Annotated in this window: 13 protein-coding genes; 6 read left to right on the top strand and 7 right to left on the bottom strand. The window is 41.1% G+C overall.

Annotation, left to right across the window (positions count from 1 at the left end):
- Window positions 1-42: 42 nt before the first annotated feature.
- From xseB to HMPREF9010_RS06290, 5 genes are all read left to right on the top strand, one after another.
- A complete protein-coding gene (gene xseB / locus HMPREF9010_RS06310; protein WP_004297216.1) occupies window positions 43-252 on the top strand; it encodes an exodeoxyribonuclease VII small subunit in 210 nt (69 codons plus the stop codon).
- 24 nt (window positions 253-276) lie between these two features.
- The gene (locus tag HMPREF9010_RS06305) at window positions 277-1323 is read left to right on the top strand and encodes a branched-chain amino acid aminotransferase (RefSeq protein ID WP_083792394.1); all 1047 of its coding nucleotides are present in this window, start codon (window positions 277-279) and stop codon (window positions 1321-1323) included.
- Between the two features lie 45 nt (window positions 1324-1368).
- Window positions 1369-1986: a DUF975 family protein gene (locus tag HMPREF9010_RS06300; RefSeq protein ID WP_008650469.1), complete on the top strand. Its 618-nt coding sequence runs from the start codon at window positions 1369-1371 to the stop codon at window positions 1984-1986.
- A gap of 112 nt (window positions 1987-2098) precedes the next feature.
- Complete coding sequence (gene trmB / locus HMPREF9010_RS06295) at window positions 2099-2857, top strand: tRNA (guanosine(46)-N7)-methyltransferase TrmB (protein WP_008650470.1); 759 nt, start codon at window positions 2099-2101, stop codon at window positions 2855-2857.
- A 90-nt stretch (window positions 2858-2947) separates the two neighbouring features.
- On the top strand, window positions 2948-4048 hold the full coding sequence (locus tag HMPREF9010_RS06290) for an Mrp/NBP35 family ATP-binding protein (RefSeq protein ID WP_008650472.1): 1101 nt from the start codon (window positions 2948-2950) through the stop codon (window positions 4046-4048).
- A gap of 307 nt (window positions 4049-4355) precedes the next feature.
- Here the strand turns inward: HMPREF9010_RS06290 and HMPREF9010_RS06285 are convergent, their stop codons facing one another.
- The 3 genes from HMPREF9010_RS06285 to HMPREF9010_RS06275 all read right to left on the bottom strand — a co-directional run bounded on the left by HMPREF9010_RS06285 (window position 4356) and on the right by HMPREF9010_RS06275 (window position 8660).
- A complete protein-coding gene (locus HMPREF9010_RS06285; RefSeq protein ID WP_008650474.1) occupies window positions 4356-6269 on the bottom strand; it encodes a TlpA family protein disulfide reductase in 1914 nt (637 codons plus the stop codon).
- A 189-nt stretch (window positions 6270-6458) separates the two neighbouring features.
- Window positions 6459-8276 (bottom strand): M56 family metallopeptidase, encoded by a 1818-nt coding sequence (locus HMPREF9010_RS06280; RefSeq protein ID WP_008650475.1) that lies wholly within the window; start codon window positions 8274-8276, stop codon window positions 6459-6461.
- Window positions 8277-8294: 18 nt separating this feature from the next.
- A complete protein-coding gene (locus HMPREF9010_RS06275) occupies window positions 8295-8660 on the bottom strand; it encodes a BlaI/MecI/CopY family transcriptional regulator (protein WP_004305524.1) in 366 nt (121 codons plus the stop codon).
- Window positions 8661-9058: 398 nt separating this feature from the next.
- On the opposite strand from HMPREF9010_RS06275, the gene HMPREF9010_RS06270 reads away from it, so the two are divergent.
- Window positions 9059-9628 (top strand): porin family protein, encoded by a 570-nt coding sequence (locus HMPREF9010_RS06270; protein WP_004314733.1) that lies wholly within the window; start codon window positions 9059-9061, stop codon window positions 9626-9628.
- A gap of 154 nt (window positions 9629-9782) precedes the next feature.
- On the opposite strand, the gene HMPREF9010_RS06265 is transcribed toward HMPREF9010_RS06270, so the two are convergent.
- From HMPREF9010_RS06265 to HMPREF9010_RS06250, 4 genes are all read right to left on the bottom strand, one after another.
- A complete protein-coding gene (locus HMPREF9010_RS06265) occupies window positions 9783-11042 on the bottom strand; it encodes an ABC transporter permease (protein WP_004297229.1) in 1260 nt (419 codons plus the stop codon).
- Window positions 11043-12224 carry an ABC transporter permease gene (locus tag HMPREF9010_RS06260; RefSeq protein WP_008650478.1) on the bottom strand — a complete coding sequence of 394 codons (1182 nt, stop codon included), beginning with the start codon at window positions 12222-12224 and terminating at the stop codon, window positions 11043-11045.
- Window positions 12225-12226: 2 nt separating this feature from the next.
- A complete protein-coding gene (locus HMPREF9010_RS06255; RefSeq protein WP_008650480.1) occupies window positions 12227-13219 on the bottom strand; it encodes an HlyD family secretion protein in 993 nt (330 codons plus the stop codon).
- 106 nt (window positions 13220-13325) lie between these two features.
- Window positions 13326-14789: a TolC family protein gene (locus HMPREF9010_RS06250; RefSeq protein ID WP_004305509.1), complete on the bottom strand. Its 1464-nt coding sequence runs from the start codon at window positions 14787-14789 to the stop codon at window positions 13326-13328.
- Window positions 14790-14815: the final 26 nt, after the last annotated feature.

Consider the following 14815-nt stretch of genomic DNA (forward strand, 5'->3'; position numbering starts at 1 on the left):
TTTGTAAAAACATTCATTATTAACCATTAAATATCAATCATCGTGGCAGCAAAAAAAGAAACATATTCCCAAGCAATGGAACGTCTTGAAAAGATCGTTCGCCAGATAGATAATAACGAACTGGATATCGACATTTTGAGTGAGAAAATAAAAGAAGCCAATGAAATTATAGCCTTTTGCAAGGATAAACTAACAAAAGCCGACCGGGAAGTCGAAAAATTATTGCAAGAAAAGAGGCAATCTGAAGAATAAAAGTTATTTTTGCGTTTCAATGCAATGGAAAATAAACTAATACATAACAATATGAAAGAAATAGACTGGGCGAATCTGTCGTTCGGATACATGAAGACAGATTACAATGTGAGAATCAACTTCCGTAATGGTGCATGGGGAGAATTAGAGGTCAGTAGTGATGAACACCTCAATTTGCACATGGCGGCAACCTGTTTACACTATGGTCAGGAAGCTTTTGAAGGACTGAAAGCATTCCGTGGAAAAGATGGTAAAGTACGTATTTTCCGTTTGAAAGAAAACGCTGCCCGTCTGCAATCTACTTGCCAGGGAATCCTGATGGCAGAACTTCCGACAGAACGGTTTAAAGAAGCAATCTTGAAAGTCGTAAAACTGAATGAACGTTTTATTCCTCCTTATGAAACTGGTGCTTCTCTTTACATCCGTCCGCTGTTGATCGGAACAAGTGCCCAGGTAGGTGTACATCCTGCTGAAGAGTATATGTTTGTAGTGTTCGTAACTCCGGTAGGTCCGTATTTCAAAGGTGGTTTCTCTACCAATCCGTACGTTATCATTCGTGAGTTCGATCGTGCCGCTCCTCATGGAACAGGTATTTATAAAGTGGGTGGTAACTATGCAGCCAGTCTTCGTGCTAACAAGAAAGCACATGATCTGGGCTATTCCTGCGAGTTCTACCTTGATGCAAAAGAAAAGAAATATATTGATGAATGTGGTGCTGCCAACTTCTTCGGTATTAAGGATAATACTTATATCACTCCGAAATCATCTTCTATCTTACCTTCTATTACCAATAAGAGCTTGATGCAGTTGGCAGAAGACATGGGGATCAAGGTAGAACGCCGTCCGATACCGGAAGAAGAACTGGAAACATTTGAAGAAGCTGGTGCTTGTGGTACTGCTGCAGTAATCAGCCCGATTCAACGTATCGATGATTTGGAAAACGGAAAATCTTATGTGATCTCTAAAGACGGTAAGCCGGGACCTATCTGTACGAAATTGTACAATAAGCTGCGTGGAATTCAGTATGGCGACGAGCCGGATACACATGGCTGGGTGACGATTGTAGAATAACTATATATTATGAAATAACACATTTATCAATTAATATTATTCACTATGTTAAAACAAAATTCAGAATTACGTGCTCAGGCGCGTGAGGCACTTCAAGGTAATTGGGTGATGGCAGCTGTAGCTGCTTTAATTTATTCAGCTATTGTTAGTGCAACAAGTTATTTACCTTTGGTAGGTACATTGCTAGTGGGTTTGCCGGTGGCATACGGATTCACGATTCTTATGTTTAGCGTGATAAAAGGGGCAAAAGACATTGACTTGGGAGTCTTGTTTGAAGGATTCAAAGATTACAGTCGAATCATGGGAACCGTAGTTTTAGTGTTTATTTATACTTTCTTGTGGTCATTGTTACTAATCATTCCGGGCGTCGTAAAACATTATTCATATGCGATGACACCGTATATTTTGAAGGAAGAACCCGAAATGAAAAACAATGCAGCCATCGAAAAGAGCATGGTCATGATGGATGGTAACAAGATGAAGTTGTTTCTGCTCGATTTGAGTTTTATAGGTTGGGCTATTCTTTGTCTCTTTACTTTCGGTATCGGATTTTTCTTCTTGCAACCTTATATGCAGGCTTCTCACGCTGCTTTCTATGAAGATTTGAAAGCACAACAAGGCGGAAGTGTAGAGGTAAACGTTGAAGTGAATGTTGAGATTTAATTAGACGAATCATTCGGTACTATAGAAGAATGGAGCATGGAGAAATCTGTGCTCCATTTCTTTTTGTCGGTTGCATCAAAATCAGTACCTTTGCGACCTAATCAGGATTGATATGGGAAAGAATAAATTAGAAAAGTTTGCCGATATGGCGAGTTATCCGCACGTGTTCGAATATCCTTATTCGGCGGTAGATAACGTGCCTTTTGACATGAAAGGGAAATGGCACAAGGAGTTTTTTAAAAACGATCATCCGATTGTGCTCGAGCTGGGTTGCGGACGTGGTGAGTATACCGTCGGCCTGGGTAAGATGTTCCCCGAAAAGAATTTTATAGCAGTGGATATAAAAGGCGCCCGTATGTGGACAGGAGCAACGGAGTCATTACAGGCCGGAATGAAGAATGTCGCTTTCCTGCGTACCAATATTGAAATCATCGAGCGTTTTTTTGCTGAAGGCGAAGTGAGTGAAATATGGCTTACCTTCTCTGACCCGCAAATGAAGAAAGCAACCAAGCGACTGACTTCTACCTATTTTATGGAAAGGTATCGCAAATTCTTGCAACCGAATGGTATTATCCACCTGAAAACGGACAGCAACTTTATGTTTACCTATACAAAATACATGATTGAGGCGAACAAACTTCCGGTTGAGTTTATGACTGAAGATTTATATCATTCTGATCTGGTAGATAATATTCTCGGTATTAAAACCTATTATGAACAACAATGGCTGGATCGTGGTTTAGATATAAAGTATATTAAATTCCGGCTTCCGCAGGAAGGTAAACTGCAAGAGCCGGATGTAGAAATAGAGCTTGATCCCTATCGTAGCTACAACCGCAGCAAGCGTAGCGGTCTAAGCACAAGCAAATAGCTTGCCGGGACAATCACCCTAAAGTGAACCGGCAGCCACCTGAACAGTGACTTTAAATAGTAAATTGTAAATCGTCAAATAGTAAATAAAATGACTCTCTATCCTAAATTGATATTGGATGCATTGGCAACGGTGCGTTATCCCGGTACGGGAAAGAATTTGGTGGAAGCGGAGATGGTTGCCGATAATCTCCGTATTGATGGTATGACTGTCAGCTTTTCATTGATCTTTGAGAAACCGACTGATCCGTTTATGAAATCAATGTTGAAAGCTGCGAAAACAGCTATTCATACGTATGTCTCTCCTGATGTGCAGGTAACAATCACAGCAGAGAGTAAGCAAGCCGCTCGTCCGGAAGTTGGCAAGCTCCTTCCACAAGTGAAGAATATAGTCGGTATATCTTCCGGTAAAGGTGGAGTAGGTAAGTCTACGGTGTCTGCGAACTTGGCAGTTGCTTTGGCTAAATTAGGCTATAAGGTTGGTTTGCTCGATGCTGATATTTTCGGTCCTTCCATGCCTAAGATGTTTCAGGTGGAGGATGCACGCCCCTATGCTGAACGTATAGATGGTCGTGACATGATTATTCCGGTAGAGAAGTATGGCGTGAAATTATTGTCTATCGGTTTCTTTGTCGATCCGGATCAGGCAACTTTGTGGCGTGGCGGAATGGCAAGTAATGCGTTGAAACAGTTGATAGCTGATGCAGCCTGGGGAGATTTGGATTATTTCCTGATAGACCTTCCTCCCGGAACCAGTGACATTCATTTGACGGTTGTTCAAACATTAGCCATGACAGGAGCGATTGTTGTCAGCACTCCGCAAGCGGTTGCTTTGGCAGATGCCCGTAAGGGAATCAATATGTTCACCAACGATAAGGTAAATGTACCTATTCTCGGTTTGGTTGAGAATATGGCTTGGTTTACTCCCGCTGAACTACCCGAGAATAAATACTATATCTTTGGTAAAGAAGGTGCCAAGAAACTGGCTGAAGAAATGAATGTTCCTTTGTTGGGGCAGATTCCTATCGTGCAAAGCATCTGTGAAGGAGGAGATAATGGTACTCCCGTTGCGTTGGATGAAGACTCCGTGACCGGACGCGCTTTCTTATCCCTGGCTGCCAGTGTTGTTCGTCAGGTAGATCGCCGGAATGTTGAGATGGCTCCGACTCAAATTGTGGAAATGCATAAATAAATGGAATCTGGAGTTGGATAGCTTTGCAGTAAGTTATCCATAGGATATAGAGCGAGCCTCTGTAGTCTTTTCAAAGACTATGGAGGCTCGTTTATTTATTAGGATCATATAGAATCCGTTGTTGGCGGATTCTCTTCTACAAAATAGTGACGCTATCCAATATAAATAGTGACGGTATATGACAACGATACCGTCACTATCCTAAGCATATACCGTCACTATTTTTTCTATATCAATCAGGAGTCTTGCATTTATTTATGGCGTATATCAACAACGATTTCTGCTTGATCTATTTTTTACGTTTGAATTATTTATTCAAAGCTTTCATGAGTTCTTTTTTCATGGTGTCTACTCCGGGAAATCCAGTTTGTTTGAAGGTGATATTACCCTCCGGATCAACAACAAAATAAGTGGGAACTCCTCGGATATTGAAGTTGGACATTAGAAAGCTCCATTGCTCATTTGTCACACGGAAATGCTCACCATGAATATCGGTAATCATGTTTTCCCAGGTACCTTTGGGGGAAGTTTCGCCTGTGATGTAGAGGTAGATAATATCCTTGTCTTTTAATTCCTCTTTCATTGGAGTGATGGCTTTATTAGCTGTGCGACAAGGGCCACACCATGTTGCCCAAAAATCAACTAACAGTGTGTGTCCCCGGAATTTAGAGATAATGGATGGGAATAAATCTTCATTGGAGACTTGTCCAGTCTCGTTAACAGTGAAGCCTGTCTTTCTTTTGTTTAATTCTATCTTTTTTATTATCTCTTTGTTAACTTGAGTAAGCATCTCTGCATATACCGGGGAAGAAAAAGTCTTTAATTCAACATTCTGTTCTGCTGTTAACGGGGTAAAATCCTTAATGGATTGATATAGCTTATTAAATTTAATGTTATCGAATAGAGGTCCCTGTCCCGTTCTTAGTGTCTCTTTAAGTACATCTAAAGAATTCGGCAGAAAGTTTATTAAATATATCGTTGACGCGTAATATTTGCCGTATAAAGCTTTAAGAGTGTTGATAGAACTGAATTCCTTCAGTATGTCATAGTAGCCTTTAGGAGTATCGATGCGGGTATTATAAAAATAATCATCAGCCTGCTCTCTATTCAGTTTGTTAACGGTAATATGTGCTGATTTTAGTTCTCTCTCCGTCATGGCGATTTTGCCGGTCGCATCCAGGTCTACCAGGATATTTAATAGCTCTTTGCACGCATTGCTGTATGGGGATTGCGCAATTTCTTTTCGAACGGATGGAAGGCGCTCAAGTACATAAGCTTTATATTCATCTGCACTTTTCCCGACAATGTCATTGTACATATCCATGTAATAAACGCTTTTTAATACAATATCTATATCTACTGAAGCTAATTCTTGTTGTAGGCTAGCCAGATAACCATTGAAGTATACAGGCTCTCCATACGTTTTATCTTTTCTTTGTAGATGTGCTTGTCTGCGGCAAAGTTCCTTTGTATTTATAATGAGTGATGTCTCTTCATTGGGAGCTATCAGACATTCAATCCAACCAAAAGGAAATTCCAATGCTACGCTTGTGACAGATGCAACCTTTACTTCCGCCAGGAAAGTGCCGTCCTCCTTGATTTTTATGATATTCTGTTCGTTGTGGATATTCAGTGCAGGACTTTCTATGTGCATCTTCACTTGCTTTATCATCTCTTTTTGATAGTCCAGTATTTTTCCTTTAAGGGTGGCAGTTCCATAGACTAACTTAGGAGTCGGCAATATCGCTTTCTTATTTATTTTGTGCACGACTGCTTCTTTGGGAAGTTTCTGTTTATAGAATGCGTCCTTATCCAGTTGTATGCCCCATATCTTATATGCTCCGTCAAAATCTCCTTCCGAGAAGTCCAGACTGGTTACATTTTCGGGTATGGGAGGAAATTGTAATTGGAATTCCGCTTCTCCTGATTCCGGCATCCAGAACTCTTTATCTAATGTGATTCCAACTCCTCTTCGAATGGGATAAAGCATTCCATTGTTGTCTTTCAGGAAACTGCCCGTAGCTATTTTTATCCAATATTTAGGATGATAGAAAGCCTTTATATACACTGTTGTCACTGTATCACTCATGACAATTTTATCGACCTCAATACTATTGGAACTCCATGCAAGAAAAGGAGGACGCTCGATCACTCTGTCTTTGGCTTGTATGGTGCAGGTTATGCAGAATATCAAACCGATAATCCATACGAATCTTTTCATGTGAATAATGTTTTATTACACGAACAAATATAAGGATCTTTTTATAACTATCCTTGTAAAAAACTAAAAAAGAAATGATTTTTTTGTACTGGAGAAGGATATATCCGGCTCCGGGGAGAAAGGTGTTTCCCACCGATGAACGCCCCGTTCCTCACCGATGAGGAAAGGGGGCGGCACCGGAGAGAGAAATTACTGTAACCTGAATACGATAGGAATGGTATACTTGACAGAAACAGGTTGTCCTTTTTGCATTCCTGGTTCCCATTTAGGCATATTACCCACTACGCGTACGGCTTCTGCATCCAGTGACGGAGATACACTGCGTAAGACTTTGATATTCGACAAACTTCCGTCTTTACTAATAACCATCTGTATGATGACTCTGCCTTGCTCCTTACTTTTTTGAGCGATGACGGGATATTTGATACTTCTAGCCAGATATTGGAACAGACCGGCTTGTCCTCCCGGAAATTTAGGCATTACTTCTACCATGGTGAATACTTCGTCTTCATTTTCTCCTTTTACACTGCCTCCCTCTGGAGTTGGATCATCTTTTGCAGCATAGCCCACCACCACTACTTCATCCATGTCGGACTGCTTTACTTCTTCTGCTTTGGGAAGTTCAGGACCGGATAGCCGGAAAGCAACAGGAACTGTAAATTTCACGTTCACTGCTTCCCCCCTTTGTTTGCCGGGTTTCCATTTGGGCATGGCGGCAATTACACGCATGGCTTCCTTGTCGAGATACGGATTGACACTTCGCTCCACTTTCGTATCGGCTATGCTTCCGTCCTTTTTGACAGTAAAGCTTACAATCACACGTCCTTGTGCACCGATTGCATGTGCTTCAGCCGGATATCTGACGTTCTTCGATAAGTAGTCCATCAGTGCCTGTACTCCTCCCGGAAAATCCGGCATTTCTTCTACAACCTGGAAGACAACGGAATCTGGTACACTTTTGATTTGAGTTTCCGCCATTTCCTTTTCTTGCTTATCCCGTGGAAGTGTAGTTCCTTGAATATCTTCTGTAGGAAGTTCCGGAATATCCGTAGTTTCAGCTTGCATGGCAACTTCTTTTGTTGCTTGTCCCATCATTTCTTTGGCAAATTTTTCAGTGGTACGTGCTACCATTTCGATGTTACTGACAATCATTAAGATAGCAGCCAAGGGAAGAAACATCAGATATTTTGTCCTTCCTATTTCTTTCGTTCTTCGTTTATTCATCATTTTAATACGATTTTTGAGTGGTAAAACATTGAAACTATTTGATAAATTTGCTGCAGCCTTGTGATGTGCCAGTCCCAACAAATGGTACTGGTATGATTTACTATCATGCCCCGTCTCTAATACACGGTGATCTGCCATGTATTCGAGGTTTCCTCTGACTTCCCGTTTCATCAGCCAGATAAATGGATTGAACCAGCAAAAGATACACATTATCTCGCTGATAAGCACGTCTACCGAATGGTATTGACGGGCGTGGGTCTCTTCATGAGTAATAATTTCACTGATTTCAGATTCCGTATGTGATTGTGGGTGTATGAATATCCAGTGGAAGAAAGAAAAAGGGCCGGTTTCTTTCTTTAATAGATGTACACGTACTCCTTGTATCTTGCTTTTTGAGCATTGGAAGTGTAACCGGATGATGCTGCCCAGTTGTACAAAGAAACGTGTGGCTAGTAATAACATTCCGCTCCAATAGATAACTTTCGCGAGCTGCATGATAAACTCTTGCCAGTTCATTGCAGGCTCTTGTAAAGGAGTAACTACTTGCTCCGGAAGGATGATGGTTGCATAAAGATCTGCCATTGCCACCATTGGTTCGTGAGCTTTTATCCATCCCTGAATATTCAGTAAAGGATAAAGCATGGAGATGACAAAGAAACATAGCAAAGCCATCCTACGCCAATGGAAGAAGGTGTCTTTATGGAAAAACAACCGATAGAATGCATAGAACAGAGCTATCGCTACATTTATCTTTAGAAAATAAGCTAGTTCCGGAGTCATGGTGATGAATGTTTTCTATTAATTTTCTTTTCCTTTTTCAATGAGTTCGATAATATCTTTGAGATCATCGGTCGAAATTTTCTGGTCTTTGGCAAAGAAAGAAACCATTTCTTTGTAAGAGTTCTCAAAGTAGTTACGAACTACGCCACTCATAAAATGGCGTTTATATTCATTTTCGCGAATGGCAGGAGTATATTGGTAGGTATTACCCACACGTTTCGGTGTGACATATCCTTTCCGCTCGAGGTTCTTTACGATAGATGCTACTGTGGTATAAGGAGGTGCCGGTTGCGTATACTTTGCAACAATGTCTTTTACGAAACAGCATTGTAACTCCCAAATGTAGATCATTACTTCTTCTTCTTGTATAGTTAACTTTTCCATGGAGATGTTGTTTAATTACGAATACTTCGCAAATCTACGAATATTTCGTAAACGAGCAATAGCTAGTCGGTTAATAATTGTAAATGTATAAATCTTGCAAGAATATTTTAATTGCATTGTTATTCGGAAATTATTTAAGCATAAAAAAAGACCGGATGAACATTATTTTTTTCTATATAGTCACTCTTTAATAACCTTTATGCAAAAAATAGACTATCAAGGATTTTTTTATATAAAATAAATGAAATATATTTGCGGCTACAAAACATACGTTAAATACGGAAGGGTGTGTTTCAATACTTTAATCGGTTGCGAATAATTCCCCACACTTCAAACAGAACTATTAACTAACAATGCCAACCAAAGGGAAGAGGAAGGCAAACTAAAAAATGAATGATATGAAAAAAGGTTTGATTTTTGTGCTATTTGCACTTGTTTCTATCGTTTCTTATTCTCAGATTTCTTGGAATGCCAAAGTTGGTATGAACATGAGTAACTTTACTGGGGATATGGATACTGACATGAGGATTGGATTCAATGTAGGCGTTGGCATGGAATATCAGTTCTCTGATATGTGGTCTATTCAACCTTCGTTGATGTTCACTCAAAAAGGTGCTAAACAGGATGAAGTGAAAATGAATCCAATGTATTTGGAGATTCCGGTATTGGCTGCTGCAAGATTTGCAATTGCTGATAACCAGAATATTGTAGTGAAAGCTGGTCCTTATTTTGCATTTGGTATTGCTGGTAAGTGTAAAATTGGTGATGAAAAAATTGATTTCTTTGGTGACGGTGATGATCAATTTGGAGCAAAAAGATTTGATGCAGGTCTCGGTGTAGGCGTTGCTTATGAAATTAATAAATTCTTTATTGACTTATCAGGAGAATTTGGTTTGGCTAAATTGGCTGATGGTGACGGTGCACCGAAGAACATGAACTTCTCTATTGGCGTAGGTTACAAGTTCTAAACTTATTATACTCTCTTTATAATATCTCTAAAATCCCTCGTTCTATACTCTCTTGGAACGGGGGATTTTTTTATATCCTTATTAATAAAAAGAAAAACGGCATATCCCATTGAAAGGATACACCGTTAATTCTCTCTCTTGTAATTCTTACTCATTAATCACTTATCTGCTTGGATAAGTTTGCTTTCTCTTTTAATTCTTTGTATCTCTCTATTGCATGTTTGCGACTCATCAGTATTTGCCAGCGGTATACCCAACAGGTGGTCAGGAAATAAATGCCGGCTTGCAACCACAAAGCCTTATATTCAAAAGCTACTTCACTAAGAGTGGCTCCCATATTGTTGATTTTTACAAAGCCGTTAATTCCAAACGTTGAGGGGAAGATGTAGGATACATACTTCCAAAACGGAGGAATAGCTGCTCCCGGCCAGGAAATTCCTGAAATAAATAACAGGGGGACTGATGTGAATACAAAAATCAGCATACACGTTTCCCGATTGCGAATGGCAATAGAAGCTGTCATCGCAAAGAAGATACAAGCCGCAAGATAGGGGACAACGAATAATATTAATGAACTGGGTTGCCCAATTTGGTTGAGGCTAAACAATCTTGGAACGACATAAAGTACGTAGAAAGCTACCAATATATAAACTAGGAAATAACTCAATCCTTTTCCTAATACAATTCGTAACGTCCCGTTATAGTGACGATTAATAGGTACAAGATCCTTAAATCTGTTGTTCTCACGAGCAGTTCCTGCAGCGAGACCGATGCCGAGCAATAATGTCTGTTGGATAATCAATACCAATACAGCAGGAATCAGGAAAGCGGCGAACCCGGCAGTGGGGTTGAAGATGGAGATTTCTTCATATTCTATCGGATAAGCAGTGATTTCATCCTGACGGTCGGTCGTGTTTCCGCTACGTGCAATTTTGATATCCCTGTTCATATCCAGAGAAACGGCAGTGTTGGCAAGAAGCATCGATTTATAGTATAACAATCCGCTCATGTCGCAATAGATACTGACTTGTGTCTGTTTTCCTTTGGCAATATTGTCGCTGAAATCCGAAGGGATATAAATGATACCATACGCACGCCGGTTCTTTAGCATTTGTTTGGCTTCTTCCATATCAGCACAGTAAGAGACGATTTGAATATCGGGTGTGGCATCTACCTTACGGAGATATTCACGACTAAGAGATGAATGTGAATCGTCTACAACAACGGCAGGAACTTCACGCACTACTTCGTTGTCATAAATGAAACTATACAACAACGGATAACCTAATGGGACGAGTATGAAAAATATCAGCACCCCCTGGTCGCGGAAAGTTGTCTGAAACTCCCGCTTCCAGATATAAAACAGGTCATTGATGCCTTGGGCTATCTTGTCTTTTAATTTTATATCTTTCATTTAGGGTATATATTTATAGTAAACCAATGCTTCCTTCAGGCGATGAACCACCAAGAAGGGGAGCATCATAAATATTAATAGTGCCATATAGTTGGTCCATGAGTAAGCCATACTATATCCGTTGAGTGCTTGATCGACGTAAATCAGGAAATAATGCCGCAACGGGAATAGATTACTCAAAGCCTGTAGAACAGGATGCATAGCCATGACCGGGAATGAAAAACCGGAAATGGAGAACGATATGACTCCCCACAGGGAAGCAAAACTTAATCCGAGTCGTAGAGTCGGCAGAGTTCCTATCATAACAATACCACAACATTGAGATGCTAGTACGAGACACAGTGTGGCGAATATCATCGGGAATATGCCGCTATTGCAAGGAAAATGCAGAAATCCATACAGGTATACATTATAAAATATACCCATAATGAAAAAGACTATTGTGTGGGGAAGCAGTTTTCCTGCCAATGCAATGTAAATGGAGTTGTTACTCATTCGTAGCCATTCGCGGGCAGTGCGATCCTTGATTTCCACACCGATTGAATAAACGGTAACCATAAATATTAATAGCATGAGTACTCCCGGTATCAGTGTATTACATAAGTATACTGAATAGTTCAGCCACGGATTATTTAGTGGGTGTGTATCAATTACGATCGGTTGCAGATAAGCCATAGCCTGATCCTCTGTCGCACCTTTGGCATACAGCATCGTCCGGGCTGCAGCTCCGGAGGTGAGTTCTCCCATCATTTTCATATCCCTGAACAATAGAGAGCCTGCAATCAGGTATGAGTAATTGGTATAGAAAGAGATCGTTGGCTGCCGTTGGCTTTGTGCCTCTGCCGATAAACCCTTGGGGAGATAGAAGAACCCGTAGATTTTTCCCTCCTGCATGGCAATACGCGCATCTGTTACATTGCTGTAATGAGCTACAACCCCTGTCTGCGAAAAAGCATCCAGATTGCGGACAATATTACGGGAAGTAGACGAATCATCCATGTCCACCACTCCCGCAGGAAGATCCTTGGGAAGCCCCGAATCCATTAAAGTGGTGAAGAATATATAACAAAACAGCGGGGCAATGACCATACAGAAGAGATAGAGCGGGCGTGATACCAATCGCCGGCACTCTCTTTGCATAACCTGCCACAAAGCTATATATTTCTTTTCTCTCTCTTTCATGGTTACTTGTCAATGATAACAGACATACCCGGACGGAGATTTTCCACTTTCTCTACCGGAAAAGCTTTCACCTCGAATGTTTTCAGATCAAATTGTCCGGTCGTTTTGGTTGCTTTCCAGGCAGCATAAGTGCCTAGGTCTTTCAGATAATATACTTTGAGCTGGATCTTTTTATTATCCAGAGCAGGAATGATAGCTTCGAACTCCGACCCCATCGTCAGGTTCTTGAGCAAATCTTCGCGTACATTGAATGTTACCCACATATCGTTGAGTTCAGCGATATTCATGATAGGAGCACCGGTACCAACCAATTCGCCTACCTTCGGGAATATTTCAGAAACTTCCCCGGCAGCCGGAGCAATGAGATAAGTCTCCTTAATATACGATTCAACTTCGGCAACAGCTCCTTTCGCCCGGTTTACCAAAGCTTCCGCAGCCATCTTATCTTCACGTTCCGCTCCATTCTTCGCCATGGTATATTGTGCTTTGGCAGCTTTCTCTGTTGCAATACTTGCGTCCCGTTGCGCAGTCACTTCATCCAGTTTCTGTGCAGGCATCACTCCCTGTTCGTAGAGATTCTTGATGCGTTGATATGATTTCTCGGCAATGGTAACGCCTGCCTGGGCTTTTTGCCACATTTCATAAGCCGCCTGGATTTGTTCCTCACGCGCGCCTTTGATTGCTTTTGCGTTTTGTGCCTGTGCGGCAGCTTCAGCAGCACGTGCCTGTTCCATTTTTGCTACCACGTCAGGAGCTTCCAAAATGGCCAGCGTATCTCCGGCATTGACACTTTGGCCTTCTTTCACGCGAAATTCCAGTATACGTCCCGGAACTTTACTTGAAACGCGATATTCGGTAACTTCAGCCTGTCCCTGTATAATTTCAGGACCTTTGCGGAGCATGAAGAAACCAACGACTGCAACGATTGCAATAACTCCCAACAGAGTAAGGAATGCAAGAAGCATATTGCTGTTTTGTGATTTTATAGGTGCCATATGATTTATGAATTATGATTTATGGATTGTGATTTATAGATTGTGAGTTGGTTAGAGATTGGGTTGTTTCTGATTGGGTTCTTAACTTTATTTTTCCGAATCTTATTTATTTCAGCGTTCCCAAAGACTTCTTCAGATAGATTTCCGTCAGCTTCACATCTATTTGCGCGTCAATCTTTTCTGAATGAGCAGACAACCATGCTGTTTGTGCTTCAAGAACATTGCTGGTGGCAATCACTCCTTCTTTAAAACCAAGTGTTGCATAGCGTAGATTTTCTTCCGCTTTTTCCATGTTTTTAGAAGACATTACCAGTTTCTTACCAGCTTCTTTTACCTTGAATGCAGCCTGATTGACCTGCAACTCTATTTTTTCACGAGCATCCTGAAGTTGGTACTGTGCAATACGAGCTTCGGCTTTTGCCGCTCTGGTTTTATAAATACCTTCTCCCCAGTGCCATATAGGTATCTGTACCATAACTCCCACATTCCACATACCTTTGAACTTGTTTTCAAAGCTGTTGAAAACAGAGGGATTGGTTACCATATAATTCCCCATCAATGCGATGGATGGAAGATGCTCCGCACGGGTTACATTTACTTTCTGTTTATAAATCTGCGTTGCCAATTCGAGGCTACGTATCTCCGGACGATTCTCATAAGCGGTGGATAGATCGAAATGAGGGTCCGTTGTCAGTAATGGAATGTCTTCCATATTTTCGTCTGCCAGTGTGATGGGAGAACTAAGATCAATACCACATAGTTGACACAGCAACATTCGCGCAAGACTCAATCCGTCTTCCACTTTAGTCAGTGTCATTTCGGCTTCATTTACCTTGACGCGTACAGACAAACCATCCGCTTTGGTGGCTACTCCTTCATTAATCATTTTCTCTACATCGCTGTCCAGCTGTTGCAGAAGCTTTAGATAACCTTCCGCCAACTTCTTCTTATTAACCAGTGAAATGACTTGCCAATAGGCTTGGTCCGTACTCATGATTACTTCCTGCATACCGCCGTGATGTTGTTCTTGAGCCAACTCTTCGGCATACTTTGTTATTTTGTTGTACGCCCGGATTTTCCCGCCCATGTATAAAGGTTGTGTCAATGTAATGGCACCTGCATAGACATTTCGGGTGTCTGTACGGAGTGCATCCACTAAAGAGTTTCCCGCTTGATCGAGGGCGGGCAGCACCGCTCCTAATTTTCCACTTAAGGAAGAAATAAGTGGTGCCAAGTCAGGATGTGCTGTTGCAATCTCGGTTGCAGCTTGTTGGATGGGGCCAGCCAGATTCGTTCCTAACCCTGAAAGCGCGGCTTTCTGGTCATTGTTTAATAATGAAAACTCTTTCTGGTTCCTCATGTAAGCTCCCGTTGCCGAGAAATTAGGCAAATAATTTGTAAATGCAGCTTTCCGTTGATAATGAGCCGCACTTATTTTTTCATTGCTTATCAACAAATCTTTGTTGTTGGCAAGAGCTAATGCGCGGCAACTATCCAGACTTAGAAAGCTCTGCGCTTTTACTGTAAAAGTGAAACTTAACAGAAATGTCAGAAGAAAAACTTTTTTCATCGCATCTTGCATATTAATAAGGTGGT

The organism is Bacteroides sp. 3_1_23 (assembly GCF_000162555.1).
Classification (GTDB): domain Bacteria; phylum Bacteroidota; class Bacteroidia; order Bacteroidales; family Bacteroidaceae; genus Bacteroides; species Bacteroides ovatus.